The organism is Streptomyces sp. ISL-87 (assembly GCF_018614095.1).
In the GTDB taxonomy this organism is placed as follows: Bacteria; Actinomycetota; Actinomycetes; order Streptomycetales; family Streptomycetaceae; genus Streptomyces.
Genome location: NZ_JAGGOY010000012.1, coordinates 1 through 13,510, shown reverse-complemented (window position 1 = coordinate 13,510; position 13,510 = coordinate 1). Strand labels below are relative to the sequence as shown.

General features: G+C 73.3%; 12 protein-coding genes and 1 pseudogene. 8 read left to right on the top strand and 5 right to left on the bottom strand.

The genetic code is table 11. The features are described from left to right. Positions 1-13 precede the first annotated feature (13 nt). From J7I97_RS03980 to J7I97_RS03965, 4 genes are read left to right on the top strand one after another with little or no spacing between them, the layout of a single operon-like run. Positions 14-1,075, top strand: a complete 1,062-nt coding sequence (locus J7I97_RS03980; protein WP_214930972.1) for an energy-coupling factor ABC transporter permease — start codon at positions 14-16, stop codon at positions 1,073-1,075. A 1-nt stretch (position 1,076) separates the two neighbouring features. Further along, positions 1,077-1,838: a cobalt ECF transporter T component CbiQ gene (gene cbiQ / locus J7I97_RS03975; protein WP_214930971.1), complete on the top strand. Its 762-nt coding sequence runs from the start codon at positions 1,077-1,079 to the stop codon at positions 1,836-1,838. A 23-nt stretch (positions 1,839-1,861) separates the two neighbouring features. Beyond that, positions 1,862-2,638 (top strand): energy-coupling factor ABC transporter ATP-binding protein, encoded by a 777-nt coding sequence (locus J7I97_RS03970; protein WP_214930970.1) that lies wholly within the window; start codon positions 1,862-1,864, stop codon positions 2,636-2,638. A 38-nt stretch (positions 2,639-2,676) separates the two neighbouring features. Beyond that, positions 2,677-3,888: a serine hydrolase domain-containing protein gene (locus J7I97_RS03965; RefSeq protein ID WP_214930969.1), complete on the top strand. Its 1,212-nt coding sequence runs from the start codon at positions 2,677-2,679 to the stop codon at positions 3,886-3,888. A gap of 113 nt (positions 3,889-4,001) precedes the next feature. On the opposite strand, the gene J7I97_RS03960 is transcribed toward J7I97_RS03965, so the two are convergent. The 5 genes from J7I97_RS03960 to J7I97_RS03940 form a co-directional block, all read right to left on the bottom strand. After that, on the bottom strand, positions 4,002-4,472 hold the full coding sequence (locus tag J7I97_RS03960) for a YbaK/EbsC family protein (protein ID WP_214930968.1): 471 nt from the start codon (positions 4,470-4,472) through the stop codon (positions 4,002-4,004). A 33-nt stretch (positions 4,473-4,505) separates the two neighbouring features. Continuing rightward, positions 4,506-6,152, bottom strand: coding sequence for a penicillin-binding transpeptidase domain-containing protein (locus J7I97_RS03955; protein ID WP_214930967.1), 1,647 nt, complete (start codon positions 6,150-6,152; stop codon positions 4,506-4,508). Positions 6,153-6,312: 160 nt separating this feature from the next. Next, positions 6,313-6,732, bottom strand: a complete 420-nt coding sequence (locus tag J7I97_RS03950) for a GAF domain-containing protein (protein WP_214930966.1) — start codon at positions 6,730-6,732, stop codon at positions 6,313-6,315. 108 nt (positions 6,733-6,840) lie between these two features. Beyond that, positions 6,841-7,461, bottom strand: a complete 621-nt coding sequence (locus J7I97_RS03945) for an antibiotic biosynthesis monooxygenase (protein ID WP_214930965.1) — start codon at positions 7,459-7,461, stop codon at positions 6,841-6,843. A 417-nt stretch (positions 7,462-7,878) separates the two neighbouring features. Continuing rightward, positions 7,879-9,657, bottom strand: coding sequence for a phospholipid carrier-dependent glycosyltransferase (locus J7I97_RS03940; protein WP_214930964.1), 1,779 nt, complete (start codon positions 9,655-9,657; stop codon positions 7,879-7,881). Positions 9,658-9,813: 156 nt separating this feature from the next. On the opposite strand from J7I97_RS03940, the gene rsmI reads away from it, so the two are divergent. The 4 genes and pseudogenes from rsmI to J7I97_RS39455 form a co-directional block, all read left to right on the top strand. Then, entirely contained in the window at positions 9,814-10,662 is an 849-nt protein-coding gene (rsmI, locus tag J7I97_RS03935) for a 16S rRNA (cytidine(1402)-2'-O)-methyltransferase (RefSeq protein WP_214930963.1), read from the top strand. Positions 10,663-10,936: 274 nt separating this feature from the next. Then, positions 10,937-11,329: a hypothetical protein gene (locus J7I97_RS03930; protein WP_214931057.1), complete on the top strand. Its 393-nt coding sequence runs from the start codon at positions 10,937-10,939 to the stop codon at positions 11,327-11,329. Between the two features lie 30 nt (positions 11,330-11,359). Then, the gene (locus J7I97_RS03925) at positions 11,360-12,235 is read left to right on the top strand and encodes a TatD family hydrolase (protein ID WP_214930962.1); all 876 of its coding nucleotides are present in this window, start codon (positions 11,360-11,362) and stop codon (positions 12,233-12,235) included. A 112-nt stretch (positions 12,236-12,347) separates the two neighbouring features. Beyond that, positions 12,348-13,510: pseudogene (locus J7I97_RS39455) on the top strand (hypothetical protein); the annotation flags it as partial.

The window sequence follows — 13,510 nt, the reverse complement described above, 5'->3', positions numbered from 1 at the left end:
AGCGGAGCAGCCCATGCACGTACCCGACGGCTTCATCGACGCCCCCGTCTCCATGGCCGCAGGCGTCGCAGCCGCCGGTGCGGTGGCCCTCAGCCTCCGTGGCGCCCGCCGGGAACTTGACGAACGCACCGCGCCGCTCGCGGGCCTCGTCGCCGCCTTCATCTTCGCCGTGCAGATGCTGAACTTCCCCGTTGCCGCCGGCACCAGCGGCCACCTGCTGGGCGGGGCGCTCGCCGCGATCCTCGTCGGCCCCTGTACGGGGGTGCTGTGCGTGTCCGTGGTGCTGCTCATGCAGGGCATCCTGTTCGCCGACGGAGGCCTGACCGCCCTCGGCGTGAACGTCATGAACATGGCCGTCGTGACCGTGGTCGTCGCCTACGCCGTCTTCCGCGGGCTGCTGCGGCTGCTGCCCGGCACCCGTCGCTCGACCACCGTCGCCGCCTTCGCCGGGGCGCTGCTCTCGGTGCCCGGCGCGGCCGTCATGTTCACCCTCCTCTACGCCATCGGCGGCACCACCGACGTCCCGCCCGGCAAGGTGTTCACCGCCATGGTCGGCGTCCACGTGCTCATCGGCATCGGCGAGGCGGCCATCACCGCGGCGACCGTGGGCGCCGTGCTCGCCGTACGGCCGGACCTGGTGCACGGGGCGCGCGGACTGGCCACGCCGCTGAAGCTGCGCGTGGGCGGCGTGCTCGTGGACGCGCCGGCCGCGGCGCCGGTGGCCGTTGTGGCCCGTTCCGCCCGCTCCACCAAGAAGGTGTGGGCCACCGGCCTGGTCACGGCCCTCGTACTGGCCGGCTTCGTCTCCTACTACGCCTCCGCCAGCCCCGACGGCCTGGAAAAGGTCGCCGCCGACCAGGGCATCGACCAGAAGGTGAAGGAGCACGCGGCCGCCGACTCCCCGCTGGCCGACTACAGCGTCAAGGACGTCTCCGACGCCCGTCTCTCCGGCGGCCTCGCCGGTGTCATCGGCGTCGGTGCGACCGTCGTCGCGGGCACCGGGATCTTCTGGACGGTGCGCCGCCGCCGCACGGACGAGCTCACGGCCGCCTCCACCACCTCCCCGGTGCTCTGAGATGGGCGCAGGCCACGCCCACAAGCTCTTCCGGCACGGGCACTCGCCGGTGCACGAGCTCCCCGCGCACTGCAAGCTCGCCGCCACCTTCGCCTTCGTCCTGGTCGTGGTGTCCACCCCGCGCGAGGCGGTGTGGGCCTTCGGCCTCTACGCCGTCCTCATCGCGGCGGTCGCCGCGGCGGCCCGGATTCCGGCCGGGTTCCTGCTGCGGAGGCTGCTGATCGAGGTCCCCTTCGTGGTGTTCGCCGTGCTGATGCCCTTCGTGGCGGAGGGCGAGCGCGTCGAGGTCCTGGGGATGTCGCTGAGCGTCTCCGGCCTGTGGGGCGCCTGGAACGTGCTGGCCAAGGGCACGCTCGGGGTCGCCGCCTCCGTGCTGCTGGCCTCGACGACCGAGCTGCGGGCGCTGCTGCTGGGCCTTCAGCGGCTGAAGCTGCCGCCGCTGCTGGTACAGATCGCCTCGTTCATGATCCGCTACGGGGACGTCATCACCGACGAGCTGCGCCGGATGTCGATCGCCCGCCGCTCGCGCGGGTTCGAGGCCCGCGGTATCCGGCACTGGGGGGTGCTGGCCAAGACGGCCGGCGCACTCTTCATCCGCTCCTACGAGCGCGGCGAGCGGGTCTACCTCGCGATGGTCAGCCGCGGCTATACCGGCTCGATGCCGGTGATCGACGAAGTCGCGGCAACGCGCGCCCAGTGGGCGTACGCGGCCGCATTCCCGGTGACGGCCCTCGCCGTCTGTCTGATGGGCTGGACACTGTGACTGCTGTGCCTGAGGTGACTGGTGTGACTCCCCCCGCTTCCTCTTCCGCTCCCTCGCTGGAGGTGGCGGGCCTCGCCTACGCCTACCCCGACGGGCACCAGGCCCTGTTCGGGGTCGACCTGACCGTCGGACAGGGCGAGCGGGTTGCGCTGCTCGGCCCCAACGGCGCCGGCAAGACCACCCTGGTGCTGCACCTCAACGGAATCCTCGGCGGCGGGGTCGGCACCGTGAAGGTGGCCGGGCTGCCGGTGGAGAAGCGGAACTTCGCCGAGATCCGGCGCCGGGTGGGCATCGTCTTCCAGGACCCCGACGACCAGCTGTTCATGCCGACCGTCCGGGAGGACGTGGCCTTCGGCCCGGCGGCGGCCGGGATGCGGGGCGCGGAACTGGAGGCACGCGTCCGGGACGCCCTGGAGCAGGTCGGGATGGCCGCGTTCGCCGACCGGCCGCCGCACCACCTCTCCTTCGGGCAGCGCCGGCGGGTCGCGGTGGCGACCGTACTGGCCATGCGGCCGGAGATCCTGGTCCTGGACGAGCCCTCGTCCAACCTGGACCCGGCCTCGCGGCGGGAGCTGGCCGACATCCTGCGCTCGCTGGACGTGACGGTGCTGATGGTCACGCACGATCTGCCGTACGCGCTGGAGCTGTGCCCGCGCGCGGTGATCCTCAGCGAGGGCGCCATCGCGGCGGACGGCCGTACGCAGGACCTGCTGTGCGACGAGGAGCTGATGCGGGCACACCGCCTGGAACTTCCGTTCGGCTTCGACCCCCGCTCGGTGACGGTGGCGGCGGCGGCATAAGGCGGCATAAGAGTGCGACGTTGATTGTTGGAGCGCTCGTGAACATCCAGGGTGAGGTGGCGGAGGGCTACGAGGCCGTCCGCGAAGCTTTCGTACGCAACTTCGAGGTGCTCGGGGACCGGGGCGCGGCGGTCGCCGTGTACCGGGACGGGCGGCGGGTCGTGGACCTGTGGGCCGGTACGAAGGACGCGGATGCGGGCGCGGCGGATGCGGGCGCGGCCGCGGACGCGGACGCCGCCGATGGGGCCGACCCCTGGGTGGCCGGTACGGCGCAGGTCGTCCGCTCGGCCACCAAGGGCGTGGCGGCCGCGGTACCGCTGCTGCTGAGCCAGCGGGGCCTGCTGGACCTGGACGCGCCGGTGGCGGCGTACTGGCCGGAGTTCAAGGCGGGCGGCAAGGAGCGGACGCTGGTCCGCGACCTGCTCGCGCACCGGGCCGGGGTCCCGGCGCTGGACCGGAGCCTGACCGCGGCGGAGGCCGCGGACGGGACGTCCGGGGCGCGCGCGGTCGCCGAGCAGGCGGCGTACTGGGAGCCGGGCACCGCGCACGGCTATCACGCGCAGACGTTCAGCTGGCTGCTGTCGGAGCTGGTGCTGCGGGTGACCGGGGCCTCGCTCGGGAAGTGGCTGGCGCAGGAGGTCACGGGCCCGCTGGGGCTGGACTTCTGGATCGGCCTTCCCGAGACGGAGGCCGCGGCGGGGCGGGTGGGCCGGGTGGCCCCCGTCGATCCGCCGGAGGCCGCGGGCGGGCTGAAGCTGCGCCCGCGCAGAAACGTTTCGGATGCCTACGCGGACCCCGACTCCCTCACCCGGCGGGCTTTCGCGGCGATCGATCCCCTCCCGGACGAGAACGACCCCGCGTACCGGGCGGCGGAGCTGCCGGCCTCGGCGGGCATCGGCACGGCCCGCGCCCTGGCCGGGTTCTACGCGGCCACGCTCGGCGACACGCAGGACGGCAGCCGCCTGTTCACGCCCGAGACGGCGGCCCTGGCGTCCCGCGAACTCTCGGCGGGGCCGGACCGGGTTCTGGTGGTGAACACCCGCTTCGGGCCGGGATACATGCTGCACGGCCCGGCGTCCCCGCTGCTGTCCCCGGCCTCCTTCGGGCACCCGGGGCGCGGCGGCTCGCTGGGCTTCGCGGACCCGGAGGCCGGGATCGGCTTCGGCTACGTCACCAACGGCCTGGCCAAGTCGGTCACCGCCGACCCGCGGGCACAGGCCTTGGTCCGGGCGGTCCGCGCCTCGCTCTGACCCCGTCCGGCGCGGCGGCCCAGGCGGCGCGGCGCCCGGTCCGGCGCGGCGCCCGGTCCGGCGCGGCGCCCGGTCCGCCGCGACGCCCGGTCCGGCGCGGCGGCCCCGGCGGGTCAGCGTTCCCGGACGTCGGCCGGGGTCGCGCCCGCGTGGGTGATGAGTTCGGCCGGCCGCATCGGGAACACCGTGTGCGGGGTTCCGGCCGCCGCCCAGACCACGTCGTGGGCCAGCAGGGACCGGTCCGCCAGGACCCGGGTGCGGGTGCGGTGCCCGAAGGGCGGGACGCCGCCGATCGCGTAGCCGGTGGTCTCCCGGACCAGCGCGGCATCGGCCCGGGTGACCTTCTGCGCGCCGAGTTCCCGGCGGACCGCCTGCACGTCGACGCGCGAGGCCCCGTCCATCAGCACCAGCACCGGGACCCCGTCCGCCGCGAAGATCAGCGACTTGACGATCTGGCTGAGCTCGCAGCCGATCGCGGCGGCCGCCTCGGCGGCGGTGCGGGTCCCGTCCGGGAAGGTGCGTACGGTCACGTCCAGCCCCAGCTCGGCCAGGGCTTTCGCGAACAACGGGTGCGTGGTCGTCATACCGGCACGCTAATGCCAGGACCGGTCCCCGCGTCAGGAATTGAGCACCTGCGCCACGATCGGGCCCGCCGCGTCGCCGCCGTGCCCGCCGCCCTCGACCATCGCGGCCGCGGCCACGTCATCGCTGAAGCCGGTGAACCAGCTGTCCGGGCTGCCCGCGCCGTCGACCTCCGCCGAGCCGGTCTTCGCGCCCTTGTCGCCGCCGACCGGCCGCATCGCGTTCGCGCCCGTCCCACTGGTCGCCGTCAGCCGCATCATGGAGACCAGCTGCTGGCGCACCGACGACTTCATCTGGCGCTGCGCCGTGGCGACCGTGCGCCCGTCGAGCTCCGGCGAGACCAGCACCGGCTGGTGGAACCGGCCGCTGCGCGCGGTGGCCGTGATGGACGCGACGTTCAGCGGGTTCATGGTGATCTGGCCCTGCCCGATGTACGCGGCCGCCGCCTCCGCGCCCGTGGCCTCGGGGACCTTGCCGTCCACCGACTTGACGCCCGTCTTCCAGTCCAGGCCGATGCCGAAGACCTCCCTGGCCTCCTTCGACAGCGCCGAGTCGTCCTTGACGTCGTCGATCTGCTTGATGAAGGCGGTGTTGCAGGACTTGGCGAAGCTGGTCGCGAAGCTCGCCCCGGGCAGCTCGAAGTTGCCCAGATTGTGGAAGGAACGGCCGCCCCAGGAGGCCTCCTTGACGCACTCGGCGGGCTTGTCGGCCGCCGCCTTGCCCCGGTCGAGCAGCATCGCCGCCGTCACGATCTTCATCGTCGAGCCGGGGGCGCGCGCGCCCTGCATCGCCGCGTTGAAGCCGTCCTTGCGGTTGTTCGCGACGGCCAGGATGTGCCCGTTGCTCGGCTGGACGGCGACCACTGAGGACTCCGGGTACTTGGCGACCGCCTTCTCCGCCGCCGCCTGCGCCTTCGCGTCCAGGTACGTCTTGATGGTGCTCGGCTCGCCCTCCACCAGGGTGAGCAGAGTCCGCTTGGGCGCGTTCGCGGTGGCCGGCTCGATCCACACCTCCGCGCCCGTCTTGCCGCCCGCCTTGCCGCCGTAGGTCTCCCGCAGCTCGTCGAGGACCAGTCGCAGCGAGGGGTACTTCTCGACGGTCAGCTCCTCGCCGTTGCGGTCGACGGCCTTGACCGGCGGGCTGGCGGGCGCCCCCGCGCGCAGCTTCTCGTCCTGCTGGAGCTGCGGGTGGATCACCGAGGCCTGCCAGTCGACGAGCGGCTTCCCGCTGGTCAGCCCGCGCACGACGGTCAACTGCGACTCGTACGCCAGGGGTTTGGTGACGCCTTCGTACGTGATCTCCGCCTCGACCTTGTAGGGGACCGTGGCGCCGTCCTGCCTGCCCGGGGTGATCACCGTCTTGGTCACGTACGTCTTGTACTTGAAGTCGGACACCGCCGACTGCGCGGCCTGCGCGTTGTTCGTCAGGTCGGCGGCCGCCCGCTCGTCCCCGGCCGCCCAGGCGGCGAGGAAGGCCTTGGCGGCCTGGGCCGCCTCCTTGCCGGTGATGGGCCCGCTGCCCTTGGCCGCCACGACGGAGGTGTCCCCGCCGGCGCCCTGTCCCGGGCCCTTGCCGCTGTCGTCGCCGGCGTCCCCGACCAGCGCGTACACCCCGTACCCGGCACCGCCGACCATCGCGAGGAACACCCCGCCGATGATGGCGCCCTTTGCCGCCCCGTTCACTTGCGTCCCCTCCCCAGGAGCCACGGCTCTATGAACATGTTCAAGAACCCCTGGTGTGGACCTTACTCTGCGCGAGCGGAGCAGTGTGCAGTTGTTACCGGACCGGAACATGCGCGGGAGCCCGCGGCGCGCGGCGGTCCGGCCGACACGAAGGCCGGACCTATGCGGCCGGCACAGCCTCGGCTTCCCGCGTCAGGAGGGCGAGTTCACCGTCATCCATGGCGCGTTCGCCCCTGTAGGCGATGCCGACGACACCGCGGATCTCCCCGGCCGCATCGTGGACCGGAATTGCCACTGCGGCGTTTGCATCCACCGCCTTGGCGCCCGGCCGCACGTCACCGGTCGTGTCTGTCTTCAGGTTGCAGGTGGACACGGGCACATCGCGCTCGAACGCGAGGCCGGCCATGCCCTTGCCCTTCGGCACGACCCCCACGATCGCGACCACCGGCGGCGGGATGTTCACGGCGGCGGCCAGCGTCATGTCGTCGCCCCGGCGCAGATGAACGGTGCCCGCGACCCCGCCATGGGCGCTGATCCACTGCCGGAGCCAGGTCTCGATCGCGTTCGCTGCTTCGCTCATGGCGGGCAGCGTGCCACAACCGCCCCCACCGGCAGCCGTCCCGGCCAGGGGCCCTCAAGCGGTCCTCGACCGGCCGTGGAGTGGCGGCCTGTCTTCCGGATCAGGCCCTTAGGCCTGCGGCCGGTGCGCCATGATCAGCTCGAACTCCTCCAGGCTCCGCAATGTTGCGTGTGTCTTCTTGAGGAACGCGCCGCGGATCGCCGACTGCGGCCCCCGCGACGCGGCCAGCGCGCCCCTGTCGCGGAACAGTGCGCCGACGTTCGCGCGCCCCGCCGCAGCATTCATGAAGAGCGTCGCACTGACCGCACCGTCGAGGGCCTCCAGCTGGGGACGGCCCTGCTCATCGAACACCTGCCGGTACGAGGACGCGTCGGACGGGTCGAGCTCCACCTGCCCGATCCGCAGCCACATGCCCGGCGCCACCTGGGGCGTGGGCGTGTACGACACGGCCTCCCAGTCTTCGGCGGTCACGGTGTCCGCGAAGGGCGCCAGCAGCTGCGCGCGGCGCTCGCGCAGCCGCGTGTCGCTCTCTGCCCGGGCGCTCTCGCTCTCCCACCACGAGCCCATGAGGATCTTGCCGATCTCGCGGTCCGCGAACAGCCCGTAGCGCTGGTAGCCGGGGTTCTGGGAGAGCAGCCCGGGGGCCTCGCTGCGGAGCGCGTCGAGCACACCGTCGAGCTTGGCCGGGTCGCCGGTGGCGTAGGTGGTGCGCACGTACAAGGTCTGCATGGCTGGTCCTGTCAAGGGGAGGGCCCCGCGGCGGTGGCACGCGGCTCCCCTCCATGCGAAGCCGAACCGGGCCGTTCCGCGATACGAGTGGCCCATTCGGTTGTGGCACGTTTCTGCCACTTGTCGTCATCGAGTCGGCCGGCTTCGGTCATCCGCCCTTCAGAAACGTTCCGGCGCTCGGAACCTTCCTTTGGGATCGTGAGCACAAGTGCATCGCCTGCGGCCTCGTTGGAAAGCGCGACCTCGTATCCGCCGCCCTCGCCGCGTTCGTCCGCCTCACTGACGAGGACGACCCCACGACGGCGACCCCGAGCGACTCCGGATGAGACACGCCTCGTGCGTGACCACGCCGGGAAGCCCGGGACCCGCCCCGGCTGCAATCCGCAGCTCACCCTCTGGTGGATCACGGATCAAGTCTTAGACCCAGGTGTCCAGCCACATCCTGTTCCGCCAGGAGTCCATCGGCAGCGTCTGGCCCGTGTAGATCGGCCAGAAGTAGATGAAGTTCCAGACGATCAGCAGGACCAGGACGCCCGCCCCGATCGCGCCCAGGGCGCGGCGGCGTTCCGAGGAGCCCGCCGGGCCCAGTAGGGCGCCGATCATCATGGCCACCGCCAGGCACAAGTACGGGACGAAGACCACCGCGTAGAAGAAGAAGATGGTCCGCTCCTGGTAGTTGAACCAGGGCAGCAGACCCGCGCCCAGCGCGCAGGCGATCGCGCCCGCCCGCCAGTCCCGGCGGAAGAACCAGCGCCACAGCACGTACAGCAGCGCGAAGCAGCCCGCCCACCACAGCAGCGGGGTGCCCAGCGCCAGGACCTCGCGGGCGCACTTGCCCGCCTCGGTCGCCGGGCAGCCGTCGGTACCGGGCTCGGGGGACTCGTAGAAATAGGAGACGGGCCGGCCCAGGATCAGCCAGCTCCACGGGTTTGACTCGTAGGTGTGCCCCGAGGTCAGGCCGACGTGGAACTTGTAGACCTCGGTCTCGTAGTGCCAGAGGCTGCGCAGCCACTCCGGCAGGAACGACAGCGAGCTGCCCCGGTCGTTCTTGGCGGCCCAGTCGCGGAAGTAGCCGCCCTTGCCGTTGTCGGGGCTCAGGATCCAGCCCGTCCAGGAGGCCAGGTAGACCGCGATCGCCACCGGGACGGTCGACAGGAAGCCGGGCACCGCGTCGCGGCGCAGCATCGCCGCGTACGGGGCGCCCGCGCCCGCGGTCCGGCGCGCGCCGACGTCCCACAGCACGGTGAGGACGCCGAAGAAGGCCAGGACGATCAGGCCGTTCCACTTCGTGCCGAAGGCCAGGCCCAGGCACACGCCTGCCAGGATCCGGTACGGGCGCCAGCCCAGGCCGAGGGTCTCGGCGATCTTCAGATCCGGGCGGGCCCGGCCCTCGGCGTCCACCGGCAGCGCGGCCGCGAGTCTGGCCCGGGCCTTGTCCCGGTCGATGACCAGCGCACCGAAGGCCGCCAGTACGAAGAACATCAGCACCAGGTCGAGCAGCGCCGTACGGCTCATCACCAGGTGCAGGCCGTCCACCGCCAGCAGCGCGCCCGCCAGGCACCCCAGGAAGGTCGAGCGGAACAGGCGCCGCCCGATCCGGCACAGCATCAGCACCGACAGGGTGCCGAGCACCGCGGTCATGAACCGCCAGCCGAACGGCGTGAAACCGAACATCCACTCGCCGAGCCCGATCACCCATTTGCCGACCGGCGGGTGCACGACGTAGCCCGCGTCCAGCGGCAGCGAGATCCCGTCGGGGTTGGCGAGGATCGACTTGTCGATGTCCTTGGGCCAGCTCGCCTCGTAGCCCTGATGGACCGTGGCCCAGGCGTCCTTGGCGTAGTACGTCTCGTCGAATATCACCGCCTTGGGGCTGCCCAGGTGAACGAAGCGCAGCACCCCCGCGACCAGCGCCACCAGCAGCGGCCCGGCCCACGCCAGGACCCGCTGCCAGGTGCGCTCCTCCACGGCCGGGATGCCGAGCGCCGTCCACAACTGCGCGGACGGCCGGGTGTACGGGGGCACCAGGCGGGTGCGCACGTCCGCGCCGCGCGGCCCGGCTCCGGCGGGTGGCACGTAGCCGAAGCCGCGCAGGCGGCGCAGCCAGGGGGACGGCTGTTCGGTCGAGTCGCGCCCCGCCGGAGGGGCGGGCGGGGCCCCCGCGGGGCTGGGCGGCGGCGTCGCGGTACTGGTCACCGGGTCATCGTAGGGAACGGATCTGTGCGAACCCCAGCGCCGGGGCGCGCCGGGTGGGACGGCTGAGAGGATGGGTGCGTGACAATTGACCAGCCGCCCGGTTCCGAATCCTCCGCTTCCTCCCCTTCCTCCGCTTCTGCGGCAGGCGGGGCCGGCGTGCTCGTGCTCGCCGGCACCCCGATCGGGGACCTCGCGGACGCCCCGCCGCGGCTCGGCGCCGAGCTGGAGCGGGCCGATGTGGTCGCCGCCGAGGACACCCGGCGGCTGCGCCGGCTGACCCAGGGGCTCGGCGTGCAGACCACCGGGCGCGTCCTGTCGTACTTCGAGGGCAACGAGTCCGCCCGCACCCCCGAGCTGGTCGAGGCCCTGGAGGCCGGCAAGCGCGTCCTGCTGGTGACCGACGCCGGGATGCCCTCCGTCTCGGACCCCGGATACCGGCTTGTCGCCGCCGCCGTGGAGAAGGACATCAAGGTCACGGCCGTGCCCGGGCCGTCCGCCGTCCTCACCGCGCTCGCCCTGTCCGGGCTGCCGGTGGACCGGTTCTGCTTCGAGGGGTTCCTGCCGCGCAAGGCCGGCGAGCGCCTCGGCCGGCTTCGCGAGGTCGAGGGCGAGCGCCGGACCCTCGTCTACTTCGAGGCCCCGCACCGGCTCGACGACACCCTGGCCGCCATGGCCGAGGTCTTCGGCGCCGGCCGGCGGGCCGCCGTGTGCCGCGAGCTGACCAAGACCTACGAGGAGATCAAGCGCGGCGGGCTCGGCGAGCTGGCGGCCTGGGCCGCCGAAGGCGTGCGCGGGGAGATCACCGTCGTCGTCGAAGGCGCGCCGGCGCCCCGGCCCGGCGACGTCGACGCCGAGGAACTGGTGCGCAGGGTCCGGGTGCGCGAGGAGGCGGGCGAACGGCGCAAGGAGGCCATCGCGGAGGTCGCGGCCGAAGCGGGGGTACCCAAGAGAGAGGTCTTCGACGCGGTCGTGGCGGCAAAGAATGCGGCACAAAAGGTGCCGTAAGTCGGTAAAGAGCTAACCTGAAAAGCAAAGCTCAGACCGCGCACCGGGCGCTTTGGGCATGAGTCGCCCAAAGACCGTCCAACAGTAGACAGGGCCTGATGCGCTCCCGCCCGAAGAGGCGTCCACTGGCAATGGCACCAGTGGAACAAGAGGAGCTCGCATGAGTGAGATCGCTGACACCCCGGTCACCCCGGTTTCCGTATCCGCCGACGTACCGGCCGCCGCCTTCACACCTGCCGTGCAGACCGTGCACGAGGCGTACTCCTTCGCATGCATGAAGTGCGGGTACGGCTGGGAGCAGGGGTACGAGATCGAGCACCACGTCGACGGCCACGGCCAGCCGTTCATCATCTACACGGTCAACGGCGAAAAGGTTTCCTCTCCGCTGTCGAACCCGACGTGCTTGAACTGCGGTGGCCACGTGGTACGGATCATGCGCGAGGGTCAGGTCTCGTCCGTGCTGGGCACGCTCGACAACATCTACCACCACCGCATCGCGCCCGGGATCGCCGGACCGGTGCCGGCCGGGGCGTACACCCCGCGCACGCCGAAGCCGCGGAAGACGCCCGTGTCGCACGACGCACCCGGGCCCGTGGCCATCGACCCGCAGGGGCGGGACGAACGGCGCGGTCTGCTGGCCCGGCTGCGGGCGATATTCAGGCGGTAGGCCCCATAACCCGGTCATAAGATCGGCCGTATGAGCCGTACCTCGAACGACGCCCTGCCCCCGCTGCCCGAACCCCTCCGGGTGGCGGTGGCCGATTCGCACACCCATCTGGACATGCAGTCCGGCACCGTCGAGGAGGGCCTGCGCAAGGCCGCCTCGGTGGGCGTGACCACGGTGGTCCAGGTGGGCTGCGACGTGAAGGGCTCCCGCTGGGCGGCCGAGACCGCGGCCGCCCACGAAAACGTCCACGCGGCCGTGGCCCTTCACCCGAACGAAGCCCCCCGGATCGTCCTGGGGGACCCCGACGGCTGGTCGCGGCAGGGCGCCAGGGCCGGCGGTGGCGAGGCCGCGCTGGACGACGCACTGGCCGAGATCGAGGCGCTGGCCGCGCTCGACCACGTCAAGGCCGTCGGCGAGACCGGGCTGGACTACTTCCGCACCGGCCCCGAGGGGATGGCCGCGCAGGAGCGTTCCTTCCGCGCGCACATCGAGATCGCCAAGCGGCAGGGCAAGGCCCTCGTCATCCACGACCGCGAGGCCCACGCGGACGTGCTGCGCGTGCTGCGCGAGGAGGGCGCGCCCGAGCGCACCGTCTTCCACTGCTACTCCGGGGACGCGGAGATGGCCCGCGAGTGCGCCGCCGCCGGCTACTACATGTCCTTCGCCGGAACCGTCACCTTCAAGAACGCCCAGCCGCTGCGCGACGCGCTCGCCGTGGCCCCGCTGGAGCTGGTCCTGGTGGAGACGGACGCCCCGTACCTCACCCCGGCGCCGTACCGCGGTCGGCCCAACGCGCCGTACCTCATTCCGCTGACGGTGCGGGCGATGGCCGCGGTCCGCGGCCTCGACGAGGACGCCATGGCGACGGCGCTGGCGGCCAACACGGCGCGGGCCTTCGCGTACTGACGCCGCCGCCGCTGCGACACGCTGGGTAGCCAGTCGGCTTTGGTGAGTGACGGCCACTCCCGCTAGGGTGCCGTGCCCGAACCAGCGGGGCCGGACCAGTGGAGCGAGCGTCGTGAGCGAAAGTCCTTTGCCGGGGGCCTGGCCGGCCGACACCTGGACCCCCGAGCCGATGGCCTGGCCGGCCGACAGTTGGACCCCCGAGGCGATGGCCTCCCCGGCTGATACCTGGACCCCCGAGCCCGAGCCGATGGCCTCCCCGGCCTTGGCCTGGGACCCCCCTCCCGGCCCGGACACGCCGGCCGGCATCGGCCCTGCCACGCCCGGGGGCCCGGCCCACTGGAACGGGGCGGAGGCGGCTGCCGGCCCGGGTGGCTCGTGGGCCCTGACGGGAGAGGACACGGCGGCCGGGCCGGACGGCGCGTGGGACCGGGGGGCGGCGGTGCCCGGTCCGGGTGGGGGCGTGTGGGCCCGTGCGGGAGCGGTGGCTGAGCCTCCGGACGGCGTGTGGGACCGGGGGGAGGTGCCCGGTCCGGTTGGTGGCGCGTGGGCCCGTGCGGAACTGGTGGCCGAGCCGCCGGACGGCGTGTGGGAGCCGACGCGGGAGGAGGCCGGCCAGGGCGGCGCGTGGGCCAGGGCGGAAGCGGAGGCCCGGCCGCTGGACGGTGCGTGGGACCCGGCGAAGGCGGAGGCGGCGGCTGGGCCGGCGGATGGTGTGTGGGACCGGGGGGAGGCGATTTCCAGCCCGGGGGGCGTGTGGGACACGGCGGGGGCGGCGACGGCCGGGCCGGAGGGCGTGTGGGCCACGGCGGCCGGCACCCCGCCTGCCCTGGCGGGGGACGGCGGCGGGGGTGCTGGGTCGGGGCGGCGGGGCCGGACAGCCGCCCTGCGGGAGGACCCGGAGGAGGCCGCGGGGCCTGGCCGACGGCGCCGCGCCGGAAGTCCGGTCGACGGCGGCGCGGACATCCCGCCCGGCCGACGCCGAGGACTCGCGGCCGAGGCCGGTGAACCGGCGCCCCCGGCGGGACCCGGCACCGGCAGGTGGCGCGGAGCCGCGCAGCCGGCCACGGCGGCCGGCACCCCGCCCGCCCTGGCGGGTTCCGGACCCGGCAGGCGGCGTGGGGCCCCGCAGGCGGGCGCGGCGGCCGGCACTCTGCCCGCCCCGGCGGGTCCCGGTACCGGCCGACGGCGGAGTCCGGATCCCGGGACGGGAGTGCCCGGGGTGCCCGGCCGGCGGCGGGCCGCCGGAGGGGGAGACGCCGGGGCGGGGGCGGGGGC

Bases quoted from the DNA above. Each gene is read 5' to 3' on its own strand.
- cbiQ (WP_214930971.1), top strand. From the start codon at position 1,077: ATGGGCGCAGGCCACGCCCACAAGCTCTTCCGGCACGGGCACTCGCCG.
- J7I97_RS03925 (WP_214930962.1), top strand. From the start codon at position 11,360: ATGAGCCGTACCTCGAACGACGCCCTGCCCCCGCTGCCCGAACCCCTC.
- J7I97_RS03980 (WP_214930972.1), top strand. From the start codon at position 14: ATGCACGTACCCGACGGCTTCATCGACGCCCCCGTCTCCATGGCCGCA.
- J7I97_RS03960 (WP_214930968.1), bottom strand. From the start codon at position 4,472: ATGACGACCACGCACCCGTTGTTCGCGAAAGCCCTGGCCGAGCTGGGG.
- J7I97_RS03950 (WP_214930966.1), bottom strand. From the start codon at position 6,732: ATGAGCGAAGCAGCGAACGCGATCGAGACCTGGCTCCGGCAGTGGATC.
- J7I97_RS03945 (WP_214930965.1), bottom strand. From the start codon at position 7,461: ATGCAGACCTTGTACGTGCGCACCACCTACGCCACCGGCGACCCGGCC.
- J7I97_RS03930 (WP_214931057.1), top strand. From the start codon at position 10,937: ATGAAGTGCGGGTACGGCTGGGAGCAGGGGTACGAGATCGAGCACCAC.